Genomic DNA, 21,131 nt, shown 5'->3' with positions numbered 1-21,131 from the left:
CGGCTGGGCCGCAGGTATACTTCGAGTCCGCTTTCCTCCCCAGGACTCCTCGACGATGGTCTTCGATTCGTTCGACATCAAATCCCTGATTCGCCCAGTCATCGACTTCCCCAAGCCTGGGGTGATCTTTCGCGATATCACGCCGCTGTTCCAGTCGCCCAAGGCCTTGCGCCTGGTGGCCGACACCTTCGTACACCGCTACGTCGAAGCCGACTTCACCCACATCGGCGCAATGGATGCCCGAGGCTTCTTGATCGGTTCGATCATTGCCTATCAGCTGAACAAACCGCTGATCCTGTTCCGCAAGCAAGGCAAATTGCCGGCTGACGTGCTGACCGAGAGTTACCAGACCGAATACGGCGAAGCCCTCCTGGAAGTGCACGCCGACAGCCTGTGCGAAGGTGACTCGGTGCTGATGTTCGATGACCTGATCGCCACCGGCGGCACGCTGATCGCGGCGGCCAACCTGGCCCGGCGCATGGGCGCACGGATTTTCGAAGCGGCGGCGATCATTGACCTGCCGGAGCTGGGTGGTTCCCAGCGCCTGGAAGACATGGGCATTGCGACGTTCTGCCTGACGCAGTTTGCCCTGACAGACCAATAACCCCGGGACTCGTGTGGCGAGTGAGCTTGCTCCCGCTGGAGTGCGCAGCGCTCCCAAAGATCTTGGGGCCGCTACGCAGCCCAGCGGGAGCAAGCTCCCTCGCCACAGCTCCCTCGCCACAAAAGCGCTTTCTACAAGCCCATCTGCTTGCTGATGATTTCGTTCATCACTTCCCGAGTCCCGCCACCGATGGACAGGATGCGGTTGTCGCGATACAGCCGCTCCACCAGGTTTCCGCGCATGTAGCCCTGGCCGCCGAGGATCTGCACGGCATCAAAGGTCACGCGGTCGGCGGTGTCGGTGGCGAGGTTCTTGGCCATCGAAATCTCCTTGATCACACTCTTGCCCGCGGCCATCTTGGCGGCCTGGCGGTAGGTGAATTCCCGCGAGACCTCCACCGCCGTGGCCATTTCCGCCAGGCGATGCTTGAGCACCTGGAACTTGCCGATGGGTTTGCCGAAGGCCTCGCGCTGGGCCGCCCACTTCAGGCTTTCCTCCAGGGCCATCTGCGCAGTCATATTGGCCATCAGGGCCAGGGCCAGGCGCTCGCTCTGGAAGTTGCCCATGATGCAGGCGAAACCCATGTTCTCGGCGCCGATCAGATTGCCTACGGGTACGCGGCAATCATCGAAGAATAATTCGGCAGTGTCCGACGCCCACCAGCCCATTTTCTTCAGCGGTGTACCGGTGGTGAAACTAGGCGTGCCCTTTTCGATCAACAACAGGCTGATGCCGGCAAAGCCCGGCCCACCGGTACGCACGGCGACGGTGTAGAAGTCGGCACGCTGGCCGCTGGTGATAAAGGTTTTGCTGCCGCTGACGCGGTAATGGTCGCCGTCGCGCACAGCACGGGTCTGCAGGCTGGCGACATCGGAGCCGCCACCGGGCTCGGTGACGGCCAGGGCGGCGATCTTCTCGCCGGATAACACCTGCGGCGCCACACGATCGCGCACCTCGGGCCGGGCCCATTTGACGATGGGCGGCAAGCCGATATCCAGCGAGCCCAACCCTGCCACTACCCCGCCGGAGCCGCAGCGCATCAGTTCTTCGCTGGCGGCGACCTTGGCGAACAGGTCACCTTCGTGGCTGCCTCCAAGGGCTTCGGGGTAACCGATCCCCAGGATCCCCGCCGTGCCGGCCTTGAGGTACAGCTCCCGGGGGAAGCTTTCCGCTTCTTCCCACTGCTCGATGCCCGGCAACATCTCGCGCTCGACGAAACGACGCACGCTGTCGCGGACCAATTGGTGGCTGGGGTCGAAGTATTCCTGATAGGCAGACATCGGCAAGCTCCACGGGACGGTAGAGCGAACTTACCAAGCGCTTGCTTGGTTATCAAGCAAGAGGAAAGACTCGTGAACGCCACAAAACAAATGTGGGAGCGGGCTTGCTCGCGAATGCGGTGTATCAGTCGCCAGATGCATTGACTGAACCACCGCATTCGCGAGCAAGCCCGCTCCCACATTTTGTTCTGCGGTGTTTGTTATAGGGCGATCGGCTTACGCCCGGCAAACGAATGCGCCAGGGTCCCGCCATCCACCAGTTCCAGCTCGCCACCCAACGGCACGCCGTGGGCGATGCGCGAGGTAATCAGGCCTTTGTTGGTCAGCAACTGGGCGATGTAATGGGCCGTCGCTTCGCCTTCCACCGTAGGGTTGGTGGCCAGGATCACCTCGACGAACGTGCCCTGCTCCTCGATTCGCGTCACCAGTTGCGGAATACCAATCGCCTCCGGCCCCAGCCCGTCCAGCGGCGACAGGTGGCCCTTGAGCACAAAGTAGCGCCCGCGGTAACCGGTCTGCTCCACCGCGTAGACATCCATCGGCCCTTCGACCACGCACAGCAGCGTGTCGTCGCGACGCGGGTCGGCGCATTGCGGGCACAGCTCTTCCTCGGTCAGGGTGCGGCACTGGCGGCAGTGGCCGACCCCTTCCATCGCCTGGCTCAGGGCCTGGGCCAGTCGGGAGCCGCCGCTGCGATCACGCTCCAGCAGTTGCAGCGCCATGCGCTGGGCGGTTTTCTGGCCCACGCCCGGCAAAGTGCGCAGGGCGTCGATCAGTTGACGAATCAGGGGGCTGAAGCTCATGGGGAAAGGTCCGACAAAACAACGAGACGCGGTTTATACCCGCGCCTCGGATTAGCGTCAAATGCTCAATCTTGTGCGACCCGCACCACCAACTTGCCGAAGTTGCGCCCCTCCAGCAAACCGATAAAGGCTTCAGGTGCCTGCTCCAGGCCTTCCACCACGTCCTCGCGGAACTTGATCTTGCCGTCCCGCACCCACGGCGCCATGGCACTGAGGAATTCCGGTTGGCGGTCGCCATAGTCGTCGAACACGATAAAGCCCTGGATCCGCACACGCTTGGTCAGCAAGGTACGTTGCAACGCCGGCAGCCGGTCGGGACCGCTGGGCGCTTCGTGGGCGTTATAGCCGGCGATCAGGCCACACAAGGGAATGCGCGCCTTGGCATTCAGCAGCGGCACGACCGCGTCGAATACCTTGCCGCCGACGTTTTCAAAGTAGATATCGATGCCCTTGGGGCAGGCCTGGGCAAGCTCCTCGGCAAAGTTGTCGCTCTTGTGATCGACACAGGCATCAAAGCCCAGCTCGTCCACCACATAGCGGCACTTGTCGGCGCCGCCCGCCACACCGACCACCCGCAGGCCCTTGATCTTCGCCACCTGGCCCACCACCGAGCCCACCGCACCGGAAGCGGCCGCCACCACCAGGGTTTCCCCGGACTTGGGCTGGCCGATATCGGTGAGGCCCATATAGGCGGTCATGCCGGGCATACCCAGCACACCCAGGGCCATGGACGGGCTGGCCAGTCCCTTCGGTACCGGGATCAGGTTGCGCCCATCGGAGATGCTGTGGCTCTGCCAGCCGGTGGAACCGACCACCAGGTCACCCACCTCGAACTTCGGATTGCGGGACTGTTCGATGCGGCTGACAGCGCCACCGGTCATCACTTCGTCGATTTCTACCGGCGCAGCGTAGGACGGCGCATCACTCATGCGCCCGCGCATGTAGGGATCCAGGGACAGGTAAAGGGTCTTCAGCAAAACCTGGCCGTCGGCCAGTTCCGGCAGCGCGACGCGCTCCAGGCGAAAGTTTTCCGGCACCGGTGCGCCGTGGGGGCGTGAGACCAGCACAATGCGCTGGTTGAGGGTCAATGCTTCGGACATCAGCGAGGCTCCTTCTATCGGTGATTGAATTCAACGGTATAGGGTGCAGACCCCAACACAGGGTCCAGGGTTCGACAAAACTCTCGCAGTAGCCGTTGTCGAGCGCCAGCGAGGCTACGTTAGCCGCACCGCTGCTTTCATGCCAGACGTGGGACCGAGTCGCTGCCGACGCAGCCTCGCTGGCGCTCGACAGCTGCTACGGGTATGGAAAATAGCCGGACAAAAAAATGCCAGGCGCGGGGCCTGGCATTTTCGGTGCTGCGCTTGCCGATCAGAACGGCAGCTTCATACCCGGTGGCAGTTGCATGCCAGCGGTCACGCCAGACATCTTGTCCTGGCTGTTGGCTTCGATCTTGCGCACGGCGTCGTTGACGGCCGCGGCAAACAGCGCCTCGAGCATTTCCAGGTCGTCTTCGCCGACGCCCGGCAATACGCTTGGGTCGATGCTCACGCGCTTGATGTCGTGACGACCGGTCATCACCACGCTGACCATATCGCCACCGGCTTTACCGGTGACTTCGGCGTTGGCCAGTTCTTCCTGCATCTTGGCCATCTTTTCCTGCATCTGCTGCGCCTGCTTCATCAGGCCGGCCATGCCACCTTTCATCATGGGAATCACCTCAAAAGTACGTGGATCAATTATTGGCCCCGGGTTATGACGCTTGGGGTACCGGGGCTTCTACAGGTTCAATAGTATCGTGCCGCACCACCGCGCCAAACTGCTGCATCATCTGCTGGATGAGCGGATCACCGTGGATCGACTCTTCAGCCTCGCGCTGGCGGTTGACCCGGCGACGGGACGCCGCCTGGGCCGGGGTTTCCTGCTCGGGCTTGATCAGCTCGATGCTGATGGTCAGCGTGCGCCCGTGGAACTGGTTCAGGGCATCGTTGAGCCGGCGCTGCTGGGTCGCGTTGAACAGGGCGCTGTGGGCCGGGTCCAGGTGCAGCAGCCAGTGGTCGCCATCAACGGCAATCAGGGTGCAGTTGGCGGCGATGCTGCCGGTCATGCCGGAGATCGGCAGTTTCGGGAACAGCTCCAGCCATTGCAACGCCAGGCCGGTGGCCGGCATCGCGGCAGGTTCGGGTTCAGGCTCCGGGGCAGGCTCGGCGGTGTGTTCGCTGGCCAGGTCGTCCAGGTAGCTGTAGGCCGAATCCATGTCCGGCTCGATGTAATCTTCGTCCAGCGGTGGCTCGTCGTCGAGGTCGGTGCCCGGGGTGGCGGCGTCCACTTGCGCAACGGTCGGCTCCGGCACCGGGGCCGAAACCCACTCGGGGGCGTCCGGCACCACGCTGTCCGGGGTCGGCGCGGGCATGGGTGTCAGTTCAGGCTGCTCGCTGGTGGTTTCCAGCACCGGCTCGACGGCAGGCTGCAGCTCGACCTCGACCTCGACCTCTACCGGGTCGTTCCACGGCAGATCGACTTCAGGCACGGGCGCAGGCTCAACCACCGGCTCCGGCACCACCACAGGCGCCACGGGCTCGGCGACAACCGGGGCGGCGGCCTGTGCAACCGGCGCAGGCGGCGCAACCACTGGCGCGACAACAGCCGGGCCAGCCACTGGTTTGGCGGAATCAACTGTGGCCTGGCTGATCCCCACTGGCTTTAGCGGCTGTCTCGGCGCATCCGCCGTGTCGGCGGGCCTGAAGGCCAGCATCCGCAGCAGGACCATTTCGAAGCCGCCCCGCGGATCGGGTGCCAACGGCAGGTCACGTCGCCCAATCAGGCCCATCTGGTAGTAGAACTGTACGTCTTCGGCCGGCAGCGCCTGGGCCAGGGCCAACACGCGGTCGCGGTCGCCGTGGCCGTTGTCGACACCTTCGGGCAGGGCCTGGGCGATGGCGACGCGGTGCAGCACATTGAGGATTTCCGACAGCACGCCATTCCAGTCCGGGCCTTGCTCGGACAGGTGGCGCACGGCTTCGAGCAACGCCTTGGCGTCGCCTTCGATCAGCGCGTGCAGCACGTCGAACACCTGGCCGTGGTCCAGGGTGCCGAGCATCGCCCGCACGTCGGCGGCCAGCACCTTGCCTTCACCGAAGGCGATGGCCTGATCGGTAAGGCTCATGGCATCACGCATCGAGCCGTCGGCGGCACGCCCCAGCAACCACAGGGCGTCGTCTTCGAACGGTACGTTCTCGACACCCAGCACGTGGGTCAAATGCTCGACCACACGCTCCGGGGTCATGTTTTTCAGGGAGAACTGCAGGCACCGCGACAAAATCGTTGCAGGAAGTTTCTGCGGGTCGGTGGTGGCCAGGATGAATTTGACGTAGGGCGGCGGCTCTTCCAGGGTCTTCAACAAGGCGTTGAAGGAGTGGCTGGACAGCATGTGCACTTCGTCGATCAGGTAGACCTTGAAGCGGCCACGGCTCGGTGCGTACTGCACGTTGTCGAGCAGCTCGCGGGTGTCTTCGACCTTGGTGCGGCTCGCGGCGTCGATCTCGATCAGGTCGACAAAACGCCCTTCGTCGATTTCCCGGCACACCGAGCAGGTACCGCACGGCGTCGAGGTGATGCCGGTTTCACAGTTCAGGCACTTGGCAATGATGCGGGCAATGGTGGTCTTGCCCACCCCGCGGGTACCGGTGAACAGGTAAGCGTGGTGCAGCCGCTGGCTGTCCAAGGCATTGATCAGAGCCTTGAGCACATGGGTCTGGCCGACCATTTCGCGGAACGAGCGCGGACGCCATTTACGTGCAAGAACCTGATAACTCATCGAAAACCGTCGCAACTGGGAAGCGGAAGCGGGTAATGCTAGCGGAGCAAGGGGGAAATTGCATCCGGCACGCTCGTCTAATCTGACTAAGCTGGTCTGACCAAGCCTGTAAAAGGCTGAACCCGGAGAATTTATGCGCGCAGTCCTGGGCGCCTTGTGGATGATTGCCACGGTCAGCCTGGCGGCACCCGCACCTCTGCGATTCTCCATTTCCGACAGCTGGACCATGCCCATGGTGCAACTTGACCAGGGCCAGCCGACCCAGGGGATTTTGTATGACCTGATGTTGAGCCTGGCCACCCAGGTCGGCCGTCCTGCGAAATTCCATGTGCTGCCGCGTGCGCGCATCGACACCGCCATGGAGCGCGGGGATGTGGACGTGCGCTGCTACGTGACACCGGCGTGGCTGAACAACCTGTCGGGGGACTACACCTGGAGCATCCCGCTGCTGGTCCAGCGCAATGTGCTGGCCGCCGGGCGCGTGCCCTCAACGTCAGTGGCACTGGACAGCCTTGCGCCGCAACACATCGGCACGGTACTCGGCTACAGCTACCCGACCCTGGAGGCGCGCTTCGCCAGCGGCCAGTTCAGCCGCGACGACAGCCGCAGTGAAGAGCAAGTGCTGCAAAAACTGGTGGCCGGACGCTTCAACTATGCAGTGATCAACGAATGGATCCTTGACCGCTTCAATCAGCAATTACCGCCCACACAGCGCCTGCATACGGTGGCCGTGATCGAGGAGCAACGCCTGGGCTGCTATGTGCGCAACGACCCGCAGGTGCCGGGGCAGCAGATCCTGCGCACGTTGCTGCGGATGAAAATGTCCGGGGAGATTGATGAAATCATCCAGCTGTATATCGGGAACAGCGCCCCTGCCTCTTAAGATCACCTGATTGTCCTTGTGGCGAGGGAGCTTGCTGGCCAGGGAGCTTGCTGTGGCGAGGGAGCTTGCTCCCGCTGGAGTGCGCAGCGCTCCCAAAGATCTTGGGGCCGCTACGCAGCCCAGCGGGAGCAAGCTCCCTCGCCACAGCAAGCTCCCTCGCCACAATAAACATCACTCAAGCTTTTGCCACTGCGGCGGCGGTGCAAATTCCTCGACCCAACCCGGCACGTCTTCTGCAGGCATCGGCCGGGCGATGAAATAGCCTTGGGCCACTTCGCAGCCCATGCGCATCAACAGCTGGCCGTGCTCCAGGGTTTCCAGGCCTTCGGCAATCACTTCGCGGCCAAACGCACGGGCCAGGCCGATCACGGCCTTGGTCAGCGCCAGGTCGTCCTTGTCGTGCAGGATGTCGCGCACGAACGACTTGTCGATCTTGATGGTCTGGGTCGGCAGGCGCTTGAGGTAGCTCAGGGAGGAATAGCCGGTGCCAAAATCATCCAGGGAGAACTGCACGCCCAAGGCCTGGCAGGCCTCCAGGTGCTGGGTGACACGCTGGATATTGTCGATGGCCACCGACTCGGCGATCTCCAGGTCCAGCCGGTGCGGCTCCACCTGCGGGTATTGCGCCAGCAAGTCTCGCAGGCGCTCGACAAAATCCTCGCGCTGGAAGTGCCGCGCCGCGATGTTCACGCTCACCGACCACCAATGCCCATGCACCTGCCAGCGATGCATCTGGCCCAACACCTGGGCGATCACCCATTCGCCGATATCGACAATCAGGTCGGTCTGCTCGATCAGTGGCAGGAAATCCCCCGGCTTCACCAGGCCACGCTCGGGGTGCTGCCAGCGTAACAATGCTTCGAACCCCACCACCGTGCCGCAGCGCAAGTTGACCTTGGGCTGGTAATGCAGGCACAACTGGCCCGCCGCCAGGGCCTGGCGGATCTGCTCCACGGTCTGGTGGCTGGCCTTGACCTCCTGTTCCAGGGATACATCAAACAACTGGTAGCGGTTGCGCCCGCTCTGCTTGGCCACATACATCGCCTGGTCGGCATGGCGCAGCAAGGTGTCGGCGTCCTCGTCGTCCAGGGGGAACAGCGTGACGCCGATGCTGGCGAACACATTCAGCTCCGCCCCCTGGATCGAGTACGGCTCGGAAATCGCCTTAAGGATGCGCAGCAAGGCGCCGTTCAGCTCGTCGATATCGCGCACATAACGCAGGATCAGTACAAATTCGTCACCGGCGAGCCGGGCGACCACGTCCTCGCCGCGGATGATCTCCCGCAACCGAGTGGCCACTTCCACCAACAACAGATCCCCACAGGCATGCCCATACCCGTCGTTGACCGCCTTGAAGCCGTCCAGGTCGAGCATGCACAACGCCAACGGGATGTCTTCGCTGCGGGAGAACTCCAGGGACTGGTTAAGCAACTCGGACAGATAGGCGCGGTTCGGCAAGCCGGTCAGCACATCGTGGCCGACCCGCCATTGCAGGGTGTGCAACAGCTGGCGCTTTTCGCTGACATCAAAGCGGATCGACACGTACTTCTGCACGCGCCCGGTCTTCTCATCGAGCAGCGGCACCATGGTGCTGTCCACCCAATACAACGTCCCATCCTTGGCCCGGTTGCAGATTTCCCCACGCCACACCCGGCCTTCGCTGATGGCTTGCCACATGCCCTGGAAGAACCCCGCAGGGTGCAGTCCCGAGCTCAGAATGCGGTGATTTTGCCCCAGCAACTCGTCACGCCCGTAGCCGGACATGCCGCAGAACTGGTCATTGACGTAAGTGATGCAGCCCGCCAGGTCAGTCTCGGAGAAAATGGCGGCTGCATCCACGGCCCTGCGGTATTTCTCGTCCATGAGTCAGGCTCACTGTGGCTAGCGGTTGAACCGCTCGACCAGGGCGCGCAACCCGGAAGAGATGCTTTCGAGTTCCCGGCCACGGGTGACTGCAGCGTTGGCATTGCCCGCTGTCTTTTGCACCGTGGCGGCAACGTTATTGATCTGCTGTGAAACTTCCTCGGCGACGTGGGATTGTTCCTGTGAGGCAGCAGCCATTTGCTGACTCATACCGGTAATACGCTCCACCGCGTGGCGAATACCTTGCAGCGCCTGCTGCGCCTCAAGTACTTGCTGCACGCCCTGCTCGGCCTCGTGAATGCCCAGGCTCGCGATCTCGACCGCCTCATCGGCGCCGGCCCGCAGGTTCTGGATGATGCCCTGGATCTGCTGGGTCGACTCCCGCGTCTTGCCCGCCAGGGCGCGCACCTCGTCGGCCACCACGGCAAAGCCACGGCCCTGCTCGCCGGCGCGGGCCGCTTCAATGGCCGCGTTGAGGGCCAGCAGGTTGGTCTGGTCGGCGATTGCCTGGATCATGCTCGCGGCCACCTGGATTTGCTGGGTCTGCCCGGCCAGGTTGCCCACCGCCTGGTTGATCTGGGTGACGGTGCCGGCCAGCAGCTGGATCGCCTCGCGGGACGTGCCGGCCACCTGGCTGCCCTGCTCGGCGAGGGTGTTGGCGGTGTGAGCTTCGCTGGCGGTTTGCTGCACGTGCACCGCCACTTCGGCGATGGACGCAGCCATCTCGGTCATGGCGGCGGCGGTCATGTCGGTCTCGGCGCGCTGTTCCAGCAACGCCGATTCGGTGGTGCTCGACAACACGCTGGAATGGGCGGCTGCTTCGGCCATCTGGTTGGCCAGGTCGCTGAGGCGCGTCAGGGCGGTTTTAAGTCGCGCCTCTTCGCTGATCAGGATCATTTCGAGCTGCGCGGTCGGCCCCAGCGCGTCGCTGTAGGTCATGGCGCTGATGGGGTCGGAAAAGGTATTGGGCGTGTTCTGCACAATCTGCTTGAGCTGCAGCCCCAAGCGTTGATGCCCCCAGACGCCCAGGCCGAGAAACAAGCCGACAGTCAACGCCTGGGCCCATACACCCGGAACCCATTGGAAGGCGGCGACACTGGCAACGGCAGCCGCCAGTGGCAACGCCATGGCCCGGGACACAGACGCCACACGCCGCACCGGCGAGACCGCCGCACCACCTGCCTGCAACCGCGCGTACAGCGCTTCTGCGCGGCGCACCTGTTCGCGGGTGGGCTTGACCCGCACCGACTCGTAGCCCATCAGCCGCCCGTCTTCGAGAATCGGCGTCACATAGGCGCTGACCCAATAATAGTTGCCGTTCTTGCAGCGGTTCTTCACCACACCCATCCAGCTCTGCCCGGCCTTGAGGTAGCTCCACATCAGCTGGAACACGGCAGGCGGCATGTCCGGGTGGCGCACCAGGTTGTGGGTGCTGCCGATCAGCTCGGCCTGGGTAAAGCCGCTCATGGCGGCAAACTCGGCGTTGCAGTAGGTAATATGGCTGTTGACGTCAGTTGCGGAAATTAGCCGTTGCTGCTCCCCAAAAGTCTGTTCAACAGCAGTGACCGGCAAATTGAGACGCACGTTAAAGCTCCATGGACAGCATTCGATCGCCCTCTCGACCACCGGGTAGGCAGGACAGGCGGATTCGTATTTCCAGTCGGGCTGCGCCGTCGATCGGCTGGTTGGCCGCAAAGGTACGCAAACCCACGATTTTGCACAGCAATTCATCATCCATTCAGTGATGATCAACTAGGCTTGAATTCGGGTATCCGGCACGTGAGGCGCAATGAAGCGTGGCACTGACGAGCGACATTTCAGTCCCTGCCAGGCGTCCGTTTTATGGGCACATTTATGAGAGTAAGGAGAGAGCAATGATTTCCTGTTTCATAAACCTGCCTTCTGAAACGAGACCACCAAATACTTGTCCTAGATGCCGATTCTACGAATTACATCACATTTTGCAAGAAAAGGTGATGGTACATGCGGTTGTCTAATTTTAAGATTTATCGTTAAGTTCTTGATTCTAAATGGGAATTGAGCGATGCACATTTCAAGTTTGGGTCCAGCCATCAGACGTTACCGCAAGGTCGCAGGGCTTACTCAGGCTGAACTAGGTGAAAAAACCGGTTTTGACCCTAAAACCATCAGCCGCTTCGAAACCGGCACCTATACACCCAGCGTCGAGGCACTGTTCTTGTTCGCAGAGGCGCTGGGAGTGAAGCTGAAAGTCTTTTTCGCAGACCTGGTCGACGAGGAGGAACAGCGCGCTTATCTGTTCGGTGTCATTCACAAAGCCACCCCGAAGGATCTGGGAAAGCTGATCGCAGCGGTAGACCAGGCCTTGTCCAAGCCTTAGAGCTCGCAACACACGTGCACGCAATAAAAAGAGCAGACAGCCAGATTGACTGTCTGCTCTTTGCTTGATGACTCCTGACATGAACTGACAGGACAGCCCCTTAGACTAGGGACTGAGCCGCGCCATTGCTGCGTCATTCCACGGAGTCATCATGAATAGCATTGCCCATTACTTTTTGTTGTACGTCGACAGCCCGGCCACCAGCGCCAACCTCTACAGCCGACTGCTGGACAAGCCGCCGGTGGAGCTGGGGCCGACCTTTGCGCTGTTCATCCTCGACAACGGGGTGAAACTCGGCCTGTGGTCGCGCCATACCGTGGAGCCTGCGGCCCAAGCCTCGGTTGGCGGTAGCGAGGCGGGTTTCTGCGTCGCTGATATCGCAACGGTCGACGATTTGCACACACGCTGGGTGCAACTCGGGATGAGCATCATCCAGTCACCGGTCGAGGCGGACTTCGGCTACACCTTTGTCGCCCAGGACCCCGACGGTCACCGCCTGCGGGTGTTCACCGTGAACCCGTAACGGCTTGCGGCGCCAGCGCCCTTCGAGGCTGATGGCGCCGACACTGGCCAGCACGATCAGGCCACCCAGCACCACGCGCAGCGAAACCTGCTCGCCCAGCAGCGTGGCGGCCATCACCATCGCCACCGGCGGCACCAGGTACAACGCCACTGACGCGCGGCTGACCTCGACATGCCGCAACACATAGGCCCAGGCCAGGTACGCCAGGGCGCTGGGAAAGGCGCCGAGCAACAACACCGCCCAGTTGGCTTGGGTTGATGATTGCGACACCACCGCCGGCAAACCCGGCAAATACACACACAACAGCAAGGTGCCCGACCACACGGTGTAGCACACCGTGGTCAGCGGGCTGTAGCGCCGGGAATAGTGTTTCTGGATGGTGAAATAAAGGCTCCACGACAACGCCGCCAGCAGGATCATCAGTCCACGGGGATCAATCTGCCCCAGGCCATGCTCGCCCCAGATCACCACCAGCACCCCGCTCAAGCCCAGCAGCACGCAACCCCAGCGCCAGCCGGTAACTCGCTCCTTCAAGCCGAAAAACGCCACCAGCACCGTAAATAGCGGAACCGACTGCGCCAGCACACTGGAGGCAGCGGCCGTGACAAATTGCTGGCCGAAATTGATCGTCAGGTGATGCAGGAAAATCCCGAAGAAGCCCAGCACCAGCAACCACGGCAGGTCCCGCAGACGTGGCCGCTCGATCCTCATGACCAACGCGACGCCGGCCATCAATACCGAAGCAATCAGGAACCGCCCCAAGGCCAACTGGCCAGGGCTGTAGCTGTGCAAGGCCAGATGCACGCCAATCGGCGAATACGCCCAACAGAGGATGACGCTGGCAGTGACTAGCGTAAGCTTTACAGGTGACGGGGCTTTCATGAACGGCGTCCAGCAGTGGGAATGCCGTCAGTCTTGGCCCCGGCAAGGCGCAGGACAATTAACCGTTTCTGACTTCTGTAATCACTGGAACTGAGCGATGGAACTGGCCCAACTGAAAATGGTGAAAGCCGTGGCACAAACCGGCAGCGTGGCCCAGGCCGCCCTGCAACTGCACTGCGTGCCGTCCAACATCACCACACGCATTAAGCAACTGGAAAGCGAGTTGGGTACCCCGCTGTTCATTCGCGCCGGGCGCGGGTTGGCGATCAGTGCCGCAGGGGAAGTGTTTCTCGACTACTGCGAGCGCATCCTCGCGCTGGTGGAAGAGTCCAAGCGTGCCGTCGACAGCAACGCGATTCCCCGCGGCAAGCTGCGCATCGGCGCAGTGGAATCCAGCGCCAGTGGCCGCCTGCCGCCGCTGCTGGCCGAATACCATCGACGTTATCCACAAGTGGAGCTGGAACTGGTGACCGGTGCCTGGGCGCAGTTACTCGATGACCTGCAACATCACCGCATCGACGCCGCGCTGGTGGCCGCCGGCGGCAAACGCCCGAAGCTCGAACAAAGCGTGGTCTACAGCGAGCGCCTGGTGCTGATTACCAGCGCCTCCAGCGCACCCATCGAGGACGCCCGGGACCTGGCCGGCCGCACGCTGCTGGTGTGGCCGCCCGGCTGCCCGTATCGCGCAGCCCTGGAGAACTGGCTCAAGCCCCACGACATCAAGCCTGCCATCGCAAGTTATGCCAGTTGGGGCACGATCATTGGCTGCGTCAGCGCGGGGATTGGCGTGGCACTGGCGCCGGAAGGCATCCTGGCGCGCTACGAGCAGGCCAACCAATTGACGTCCTACCGCTTCGACGAATTGGCGGCGGTGGATAACCTGCTGTTCTGGCACAAAGACACCCAACGCCATCTGGCGCGGGATGCCTTTGCGGGGCTGTTGCGGGAAACTTTCGGCTAACCGGTTTTCGCCCCGCTGTGCGCGGGCGCAGCAGCATCTTCAGCCTTTTGCGGGGGCCAGCCTGGCGTACTGGTCCTGGCTGATCCAGCCCTTGGAAGAGCGGCCTTCGCCATTGATGAACTCGACCTGGGCCCAGCCATCCTTGAACGCCAGTACCGCGACCACATCGTCCTTGACCACGTAGGCACGATGACTGGCCTTGGCGTCCGGGGTCTTCTGCAGGAAGGCCTTGTCGGACGAAACGGTCACCAGGCCGATCCACTTCTTGGCAGCGGTTTGGGTCAGGTCCAGGCCGGTGGCAATTTCCGGCATCAACACGTTGATGCAGCCGGGATGTTCGCGGCCCTTCTCCACGGTCAGCGTCACACCGTCCGAGGAAGCCGCGACGGTACCCGGATAGGCCTCATCCAGCCATGTCGACACCGATGCCTTCGCACCGTCGACCTTGCCCTGCAGGAAGAACGTGCATGAGCGGGTCACGCCCTCGCCCATTTCCTCGGCATAAAACCCCTCCACCTGATGCTCGGGCGTCACGGCCAGCATCAGCCCTTCGTACTTGCCCGAGTGCAGCGTAGCGGCAAACGCCGGCGCACCTGCAGCAACACACACGAAAGAGGCAACCAGCAATCGGGACACGCAACGTTTGAACGGCATTCTATTTTTTCCCTTCAAGTGCTTCGTAGGCTTTTTTGATGCGTTGGTCATAGTCGCCATAATCCTTGCCGTTATAGTTCAGCGCCATGGCGGCGTAATCCTTGTTCTTCATGGCCTTGACCAGGGCCGGGCTCTGGCTGCAAAAACCAAGGAAGGCCTTTAGTTGATGCCCGGCATTAATCTTCATGGCCACCACAAATTCAAACACCGTTTTATAACCGCATGCCGTGAAGTTGGAGCCCATTATCTGAAACATGCCCCAGGAGGCCGACTTCAAGGCCGCTTCCTGATCCAGCGCAAAGGCGATGGCCATGGTTTCCCAGGCCTTGGTCTGGTCCTTGTTATTGGCCTTCCACTGGGGCCCGGCCTTCTTCACGTAGGGGTACGACAACAGCGGGTGGGTCTGGTCGTATTTACTCTTGGTGTACTTGCGAAAATGGTGCCCTTCAAAGGCGATCACCGGCAACTTGGCCGGGCCGAACCCGGAGCGCCCGCCCGACTCCACCGTGGCGAAGGCCTTGATGATATTGACCGAAATCCCGTTACCCAACTGCGCGGCAGCGTTCTGGAAGTCCGTATCCGTCAGCGTCGTGCCGCCGTCGCACGTGGCCTGGAGCATCATCTGCCGGTTGCGCCGCTCAGCCTCGATCATTGCCCGCATGCGGTCCAGATAGTGGTCGACCGTGGCCTGGACCATGTCCGTGCCGGTGTTGCCGAACACATTGAGGAACGTCGGAATACGCAGGGTCGGGTTCGGCTTGACCGGCACCTTCACCGCCTCTTCGATCAGGCTATTGAAGGTGCGCCCGGTGGGGTCGATAACACCATCGGGATGCGCGTATTTAAGGTGGCGGAACTGATACTGGCTGATGCACTGCACCAACTGGCCGTCGCATTTGCCATTTTCCGCCAGGGGGAAACCCAACTTGGGAATGATCAAGTTGAATAAATACTGGATGCATTGAACATCGGCGGGCAAGTTGCGGGCTTTGCCCGGCGCACCGACGGAAGCGCTGATGAGAGTGGGCAACCCTTGCAGGCTTTTCATTACTGACATCCTTGTTAGTTGGAGTAGATGAGCCATAAAGCGCCATCACTTTAATATCATCCATGTGCCACCGACATATTTAGAAATATGCCGCTGGCGCAAACTAACAAGGCGAATTTGGCTTGTCCAGCGCAAGGTTTAAGGATGTGAGCAATCCCTCACTGACGTCGTCCCTGGGAATAATTTTTAAACGGACTGGGCACTTTGCCACCACCTGCGCTACTGTCTGTTTCGCAGGATGCATTGTCGTCCTGACATCTAACAATGACGTCCAGGGACTGACATGAAATCGACCTTTATTGCCTGTGCCATCAGCGGATTGCTCTTCGTCTCGCCAAACACCCACGCAGAAGATTTTGCGGGCTACTTGCTCAAGGCGGTAACGCCAAAAGGTCCGCAATGGCAAACCAAAAACGATGACGAGATGGCATCAGCGTTCGCGAATGCCGGGGTAAAACGATACAAGTGGTCTGCCGACACCGGAAAAGACGAGATCACCCTGTTTGTGTTGCCGGGCCAGAATCAACCGCCAAGCGCGGCCCGTGATTCCGATACCCGGGCCGCCGAGAAGAACTGCAAAACACATATCAGCCAGACTGACATGGGAGATACCAGCACCCCGTATATGGGCTGGTCGGTGATCTGCACACAGGCGAACGGCAACGTCATGACCTTGAGGCATTTTGCCTATCAATTGGGGGGCGACACGTACAAGGTCTCCAGGACCTGGAGAGAAATGCCTTCAGAACAAACCGTTGCACAATGGAGCGCAACGCTCGCCAGCATCGCCGACCACATCAACAGCACTAAGCCGTGACACAGGAGGTGCCCATGCGTTGGCTAATCGTGGTATCGACTGTCCTGCTGCTGTTCGGCTGTGCATCCAAACCGCCTGTGGCGCCGCCGGACCTGTCCCGCCCGTCGATCGCCGAGACAAAGTCGGTGGTGTTTGCAGGGAAAACATACGTCCTGAAATACCAGGCCCGGGGCAACGTTCCGCTCTGGGAATATTTCCTCGCACCAGAAAGCGTCAACGCCTGGAGCGAACTGGTGGATTTTCGCCTCGCGCCGCCCCAGACCACCGGCAACGAGCCCCGGGATCTTGCCAACCTGACCGCGCAGGCCCACAAACAGGAATACCCCAACCTTCCGGTGGAGATGTTTTCAGACGAGAAAACCGATGCGATCTACGTGCTGCTGTTTTATCCGACCTCCACACGCAAGGACGGCAGCTTCTTTGAGTTCAATATCTTCAAATACTACAAGGACAACGGGACCGGCCAAATCATCAGCTTCCATTTTGCCAAGAACATCCCGTCCGACACGCCTGCCGCACGACAGGAGTTGCCCGGGCACATGGCGAGGTTGCGCGCAGAAGTGATTCCGGCCATGGGAGAGTTCCCGCTGTACCGTCAGTAACCCTGATGAGCGAACAGCAGAAATCGCTTCGCAGATGACGATTGTCAGCGAAGGGCTTCATAAAAGTATTTTTTGAATCAAGGAGGGTTGCGTTATGGAGGCAACCCCACCAGCCACACCCCGGCACACAATGTTCCCGCTGTGGCTGCTGCCTTCCGGCTCTGACCAGGTTCACGGGTAATCGTTGCGGGGGGACCGATGGGGTCACCATAACGACGCTCGCCTCTCGGCAAGCCGCGCCATTGTACCGATCTCATCGGAAGTTACAACCGTTGGCGCGGGATTAAAAATATCTGATGGTTCAAGTACTTGGCCGTAGGAGCAAGCTTGCTCCTACAAAAGCACGACCTCGTCCGCCCGACCGCCCTCTTGCTGGATCACCAGGTGAATGAAGTGCAGCTTGGCAATCACCGCCGGCGGCAGGACGAACGGATAGAAATCCGGCTGGCCCATGCTGCGGGACAGTTCGTTGAGCATGCCGGCCAGTTCGATCCACGCATTGACGAATGACAGGAACGCCGTGCCGCCGGGATGCCCGGGGTCGTAGAGGGTGCTGAGGGGGAACGGCTGGTAATCCAGGTCCATCTCCCGGGCGCTCATGCCGAAGCCCAGCGCGGTGTCGACGGCGTCCATCATGTGCAGGTAATGCGCCCAGGTTTCCGCCCAGTCTTCCCACGGGTGCATGGTGGCGTAGGCGCTGACGCAGGTTTGCTGCCAGTCCGGGCGCGGGCCGTTCTGGTAGTGCTGCTCCAGGGCGTCGGCGTAGCTGGCGCGCTCGTCACCGAACAGCGTGCGGAACGGCTCCAGCCAATGGCTGTTGGCGATCAGGCGGTCCCAGTAGTAATGGCCGACCTCGTGACGGAAGTGACCGAGCAAGGTGCGGTAAGGCTCGCGCATCTGTACGCGAATTTTCTCACGGTGGGCGTCGTCGGCTTCCTTGATGTCGAGGGTGATCAGGCCATTGGCGTGGCCGGTGGTGGGCGCGTTGCCTTCCAGGTCGATGCCGACAAAATCGAAGGCCAGGCCGGTGTCTTCATCGACCGTCTTGGGAATCACCTGCAAGCCCAGGCTGATGAGTTGGGCCACCAGACGACGCTTGGCGGTTTCGACCTTGCGCCAGCGTTCGGGGTTTTCGGGGATCGACAGGTCGGGAATGGTGCGGTTCAGGCTGCAGGCCACGCACAAGACCTGGCCGTTGTCGGCGGGCAGCAGCCAGTTGCAGGCGGCCGGCGTGTCGAGGTTGGCGCAGCGGCGAAAGGCACCGGCTTCAGGGTCGGCGTCCAGCAGCCAGGTATCGGCATACGGGCCGGGCTGCAGGGAGGACAGGCGACTCTGCTCCGGCTGATAGCCCAGCAGCGCCGAGCAGGCCAGGCACTGGCTGTTGCGAAAGAACAGCGATTGCCCACAGCGGCACTGCCAGACCTTGCTGTTGCGCGAGGTCTCGGCCATGAACGGTGCGGCGATGCGCGAACTGAGTTGTTCGAAGAAGCGGTACATGGCGATCTCTCCGGGAGGCTTGCCAATACTAGAGCATTGCCCGAGAGAGATCGTTCCCACGCTCTGCGTGGGAATGCATCCAGTGACGCTCCGCGTCGCACCTTTAGAGCGGACGCAGAGCGTCCAGGGCGGCGTTCCCACGCAGAGCGTGGGAACGATCATCAGACCGTGATGTTGTGCTTGGCCAAAAATGCCACGAACGCCTCTTCATCCAGCACTTTCAAGCCCAGCTCAGTGGCCTTGGCCAGCTTCGACCCCGCGCCCGGCCCGGCGACCACGCAATGGGTTTTCGCCGACACCGAGCCCGCGACCTTGGCGCCCAGGCTTTCGAGTTTTTCCTTGGCAACATCGCGGCTCATCAGTTCCAGGGAGCCGGTGAGCACCCAGGTGTGACCGGCCTCGGGCAAGCCTTCGACGACTTTCTTCTCACTCTGCCAGTGCATGCCGAAGTCCTTGAGCTGTTGCTCGATGGCCAGCGCACGCCGGGCGTTTTCTTCAATATCGAAAAAGTCCCGGACGGCCTTGGCCTGCTTCTCCGGCAAAGCCTGGCGCATGTCGAGCCAGTCGGCCTTGATCACGCCTTCGAGGGAGCCGAATTTGTCGGCGAGTTTCTGCGCGGCGCCCGGGCCCACGGACGGCACGTGCAGCTTGTCGAGCAAGCCGCCCAACGTGGTGCTGGCCGCAAACTCGGCGCTCAGGTCGCCCTGTTCCTGCAACTCCAGGCCGCACTCGTCCTTCGAGATCAGGGCGCCAATCACATCCTGGTTATGGCTGTCTTCAAAGAAGCTGTGAATCTCGTGGGCCACTTCCAGGCCAACGTCCGGCAAGTACGTCAGCACTTCCGGCAAGGCCTGCTGCACGCGCTCCAGGGATGCCAGCGAGCGCGCCAGCACCTTGGCCGTCTCCTCGCCCACATCGGGAATGCCCAGAGCGTAGATAAACCGTGCGAGGGTTGGCGTCTTGCTGTTTTCAATAGAGGCAATCAGCTTCTTGCTGGAAACGTCGGCAAAACCTTCCAGGTCGATGATCTGTTCGTACTTGAGCTTGTAGAGATCCGCCGGCGAGCCGATGAGTTTTTCGTCCACCAGTTGCTCGATGGTCTTGTCGCCCAGGCCATCGATGTCCATGGCCCGGCGCGAAACGAAATGGATGATCGCCTGCTTGAGCTGCGCACCACAGGCCAGACGCCCGACGCAGCGGTACACCGCGCCTTCACTGACGGTTTCCTTGCCCTTGCTGCGCTTGACCAGTTGCGTACGCTCAACGTGGGAACCGCACACCGGGCAACTCTCGGGGATCTGCACCGCACGGGCGTTTTCCGGGCGACGCTCGGTGACAACCGACACCACCTGCGGAATCACATCACCGGCACGGCGGATGATCACCGTGTCGCCGATCATCAGGCCCAGGCGTGCCACCTCGTCCATGTTGTGCAGTGTGGCGTTGGACACGGTCACACCCGCGACCTTGACAGGTTTCAAGCGTGCCACGGGTGTCACAGCGCCGGTGCGGCCGACCTGGAATTCAACGTCAAGCAGCTCGGTCAGCTCTTCCATGGCCGGGAATTTATGGGCAATTGCCCAGCGCGGCTCGCGGGCACGAAAGCCCAGCTCCCGCTGGTAGGCAATGCTGTTGACCTTGAACACCACGCCGTCGATTTCATAGGGCAAGGCGTTGCGGCGCTCACCGATATCGCGGTAGTAGTCGAGGCAATCCTGAATCCCCTTGGCCAGCTTCAGCTCATGGCTGATGGGCATGCCCCACTTCTTCAGCTGTTGCAGGTTGCCGATGTGGGTGTCGCTGATATCCGTGGTCACGCCATAGCAGCAGAACTCCAGCGGACGGCTGGCGGTGATCTTCGAGTCCAGCTGACGCAGGCTACCCGCCGCCGCGTTGCGCGGGTTGGCGAAGGTCTTGCCGCCAACTTCCAGCTGGGTGGCGTTCAGCCGCTCGAAACCGGCCTTGGACATGAATACTTCGCCGCGCACTTCGAGGGTCGCCGGCCAGCCGGTGCCGTGCAGTTTCAAAGGAATGTTGCGTACGGTACGCACGTTGACGCTGATGTCTTCGCCAGTGGTGCCATCGCCGCGGGTGGCGCCACGCACCAGCTCACCGTCCTGATACAGCAGGCTGACCGCCAGGCCATCGAGCTTCGGCTCACAGCTGTATTCCACCGCCGCGCCGCCGCCAAACAAGTCTCCCACCGGCAGATCCAGGCCTTCGGTCACCCGGCGATCAAATTCCAGCATGGTACTTTCATCGAAGGCGTTGCCGAGGCTGAGCATCGGGATTTCGTGGCGTACCTGAGTGAACGCAGACAATGCCGCACTGCCGACCCGCTGCGTCGGTGAATCACGGGTTACCAGCTCCGGGTGCTCGGCTTCAAGCGCCTTGAGCTCGTGGAACAAACGGTCGTACTCGGCGTCCGGAATGCTCGGCTCGTCGAGGACGTGGTAACGGTAGTTGTGCTGATCCAGTTCAGCGCGCAGTTCGAGGATGCGGGTGTGGGCGGCGGTCATGGGTGTTCTCTCATAAAGC

General features: G+C 61.6%; 19 protein-coding genes and 1 other RNA gene. 7 read left to right on the top strand and 13 right to left on the bottom strand.

The window, feature by feature from the left end; translation table 11 throughout:
• The first annotated feature begins 55 nt into the window (after positions 1 to 55).
• Positions 56 to 604, top strand: a complete 549-nt coding sequence (locus JV201_RS07820) for an adenine phosphoribosyltransferase (protein WP_219406710.1) — start codon at positions 56 to 58, stop codon at positions 602 to 604.
• 131 nt (positions 605 to 735) lie between these two features.
• On the opposite strand, the gene JV201_RS07815 is transcribed toward JV201_RS07820, so the two are convergent.
• From JV201_RS07815 to dnaX, 5 genes are all read right to left on the bottom strand, one after another.
• Positions 736 to 1,884, bottom strand: coding sequence for an acyl-CoA dehydrogenase family protein (locus tag JV201_RS07815; protein WP_219406709.1), 1,149 nt, complete (start codon positions 1,882 to 1,884; stop codon positions 736 to 738).
• A 200-nt stretch (positions 1,885 to 2,084) separates the two neighbouring features.
• Entirely contained in the window at positions 2,085 to 2,687 is a 603-nt protein-coding gene (recR, locus tag JV201_RS07810) for a recombination mediator RecR (RefSeq protein ID WP_003219049.1), read from the bottom strand.
• Between the two features lie 65 nt (positions 2,688 to 2,752).
• Positions 2,753 to 3,787, bottom strand: coding sequence for an NADP-dependent oxidoreductase (locus JV201_RS07805; RefSeq protein ID WP_003219050.1), 1,035 nt, complete (start codon positions 3,785 to 3,787; stop codon positions 2,753 to 2,755).
• 271 nt (positions 3,788 to 4,058) lie between these two features.
• Positions 4,059 to 4,397 (bottom strand): YbaB/EbfC family nucleoid-associated protein, encoded by a 339-nt coding sequence (locus JV201_RS07800; RefSeq protein ID WP_003193199.1) that lies wholly within the window; start codon positions 4,395 to 4,397, stop codon positions 4,059 to 4,061.
• Between the two features lie 43 nt (positions 4,398 to 4,440).
• The gene (gene dnaX / locus JV201_RS07795; protein ID WP_008430186.1) at positions 4,441 to 6,504 is read right to left on the bottom strand and encodes a DNA polymerase III subunit gamma/tau; all 2,064 of its coding nucleotides are present in this window, start codon (positions 6,502 to 6,504) and stop codon (positions 4,441 to 4,443) included.
• A 133-nt stretch (positions 6,505 to 6,637) separates the two neighbouring features.
• On the opposite strand from dnaX, the gene JV201_RS07790 reads away from it, so the two are divergent.
• A complete protein-coding gene (locus JV201_RS07790) occupies positions 6,638 to 7,387 on the top strand; it encodes an ABC transporter substrate-binding protein (protein WP_219406708.1) in 750 nt (249 codons plus the stop codon).
• A 171-nt stretch (positions 7,388 to 7,558) separates the two neighbouring features.
• Here the strand turns inward: JV201_RS07790 and JV201_RS07785 are convergent, their stop codons facing one another.
• Complete coding sequence (locus tag JV201_RS07785) at positions 7,559 to 9,250, bottom strand: bifunctional diguanylate cyclase/phosphodiesterase (protein ID WP_219406707.1); 1,692 nt, start codon at positions 9,248 to 9,250, stop codon at positions 7,559 to 7,561.
• Positions 9,251 to 9,268: 18 nt separating this feature from the next.
• Positions 9,269 to 10,834, bottom strand: a complete 1,566-nt coding sequence (locus JV201_RS07780; RefSeq protein WP_177019535.1) for a PAS domain-containing methyl-accepting chemotaxis protein — start codon at positions 10,832 to 10,834, stop codon at positions 9,269 to 9,271.
• A gap of 460 nt (positions 10,835 to 11,294) precedes the next feature.
• Here JV201_RS07780 and JV201_RS07775 point away from each other — a divergent pair, with 460 nt between their 5' ends.
• Positions 11,295 to 11,609 (top strand): helix-turn-helix domain-containing protein, encoded by a 315-nt coding sequence (locus tag JV201_RS07775; protein ID WP_003219061.1) that lies wholly within the window; start codon positions 11,295 to 11,297, stop codon positions 11,607 to 11,609.
• 151 nt (positions 11,610 to 11,760) lie between these two features.
• Positions 11,761 to 12,132 (top strand): VOC family protein, encoded by a 372-nt coding sequence (locus tag JV201_RS07770; RefSeq protein WP_003219063.1) that lies wholly within the window; start codon positions 11,761 to 11,763, stop codon positions 12,130 to 12,132.
• Here JV201_RS07770 and JV201_RS07765 read toward each other — a convergent pair.
• Positions 12,046 to 13,014, bottom strand: a complete 969-nt coding sequence (locus tag JV201_RS07765; protein ID WP_102368374.1) for a DMT family transporter — start codon at positions 13,012 to 13,014, stop codon at positions 12,046 to 12,048. The genes JV201_RS07770 and JV201_RS07765 overlap by 87 nt on opposite strands.
• Before the next feature lie 97 nt (positions 13,015 to 13,111).
• Between JV201_RS07765 and JV201_RS07760 the strand changes: the two genes are divergently transcribed.
• Entirely contained in the window at positions 13,112 to 13,975 is an 864-nt protein-coding gene (locus JV201_RS07760; RefSeq protein ID WP_003219067.1) for a LysR family transcriptional regulator, read from the top strand.
• Positions 13,976 to 14,014: 39 nt separating this feature from the next.
• Here JV201_RS07760 and JV201_RS07755 read toward each other — a convergent pair whose 3' ends face one another.
• Positions 14,015 to 14,629 carry a hypothetical protein gene (locus JV201_RS07755; RefSeq protein WP_177028708.1) on the bottom strand — a complete coding sequence of 205 codons (615 nt, stop codon included), beginning with the start codon at positions 14,627 to 14,629 and terminating at the stop codon, positions 14,015 to 14,017.
• Between the two features lies 1 nt (position 14,630).
• The gene (locus tag JV201_RS07750) at positions 14,631 to 15,677 is read right to left on the bottom strand and encodes an N-acetylmuramidase family protein (RefSeq protein WP_219406706.1); all 1,047 of its coding nucleotides are present in this window, start codon (positions 15,675 to 15,677) and stop codon (positions 14,631 to 14,633) included.
• A gap of 283 nt (positions 15,678 to 15,960) precedes the next feature.
• Here JV201_RS07750 and JV201_RS07745 point away from each other — a divergent pair, with 283 nt between their 5' ends.
• Both JV201_RS07745 and JV201_RS07740 read left to right on the top strand, forming a co-directional pair.
• Positions 15,961 to 16,494, top strand: a complete 534-nt coding sequence (locus tag JV201_RS07745) for a hypothetical protein (protein ID WP_003219072.1) — start codon at positions 15,961 to 15,963, stop codon at positions 16,492 to 16,494.
• A gap of 14 nt (positions 16,495 to 16,508) precedes the next feature.
• Positions 16,509 to 17,096: a hypothetical protein gene (locus tag JV201_RS07740; RefSeq protein ID WP_087694831.1), complete on the top strand. Its 588-nt coding sequence runs from the start codon at positions 16,509 to 16,511 to the stop codon at positions 17,094 to 17,096.
• Between the two features lie 104 nt (positions 17,097 to 17,200).
• Here JV201_RS07740 and ffs read toward each other — a convergent pair.
• The 3 genes from ffs to ligA all read right to left on the bottom strand — a co-directional run bounded on the left by ffs (position 17,201) and on the right by ligA (position 21,112).
• Positions 17,201 to 17,297: signal recognition particle sRNA small type (gene ffs / locus JV201_RS07735), an RNA gene on the bottom strand.
• A 132-nt stretch (positions 17,298 to 17,429) separates the two neighbouring features.
• Positions 17,430 to 18,593: a putative zinc-binding metallopeptidase gene (locus JV201_RS07730; RefSeq protein ID WP_003219075.1), complete on the bottom strand. Its 1,164-nt coding sequence runs from the start codon at positions 18,591 to 18,593 to the stop codon at positions 17,430 to 17,432.
• A 161-nt stretch (positions 18,594 to 18,754) separates the two neighbouring features.
• Positions 18,755 to 21,112, bottom strand: coding sequence for an NAD-dependent DNA ligase LigA (ligA, locus tag JV201_RS07725; protein WP_008437559.1), 2,358 nt, complete (start codon positions 21,110 to 21,112; stop codon positions 18,755 to 18,757).
• Positions 21,113 to 21,131: the final 19 nt, after the last annotated feature.

It is taken from the genome of Pseudomonas sp. Colony2, from assembly GCF_019382755.1.
GTDB lineage: Bacteria > Pseudomonadota > Gammaproteobacteria > Pseudomonadales > Pseudomonadaceae > Aquipseudomonas.
Note: the sequence above shows the minus strand (reverse complement) of the source record. Positions and strands in the feature narration are given on the sequence as shown.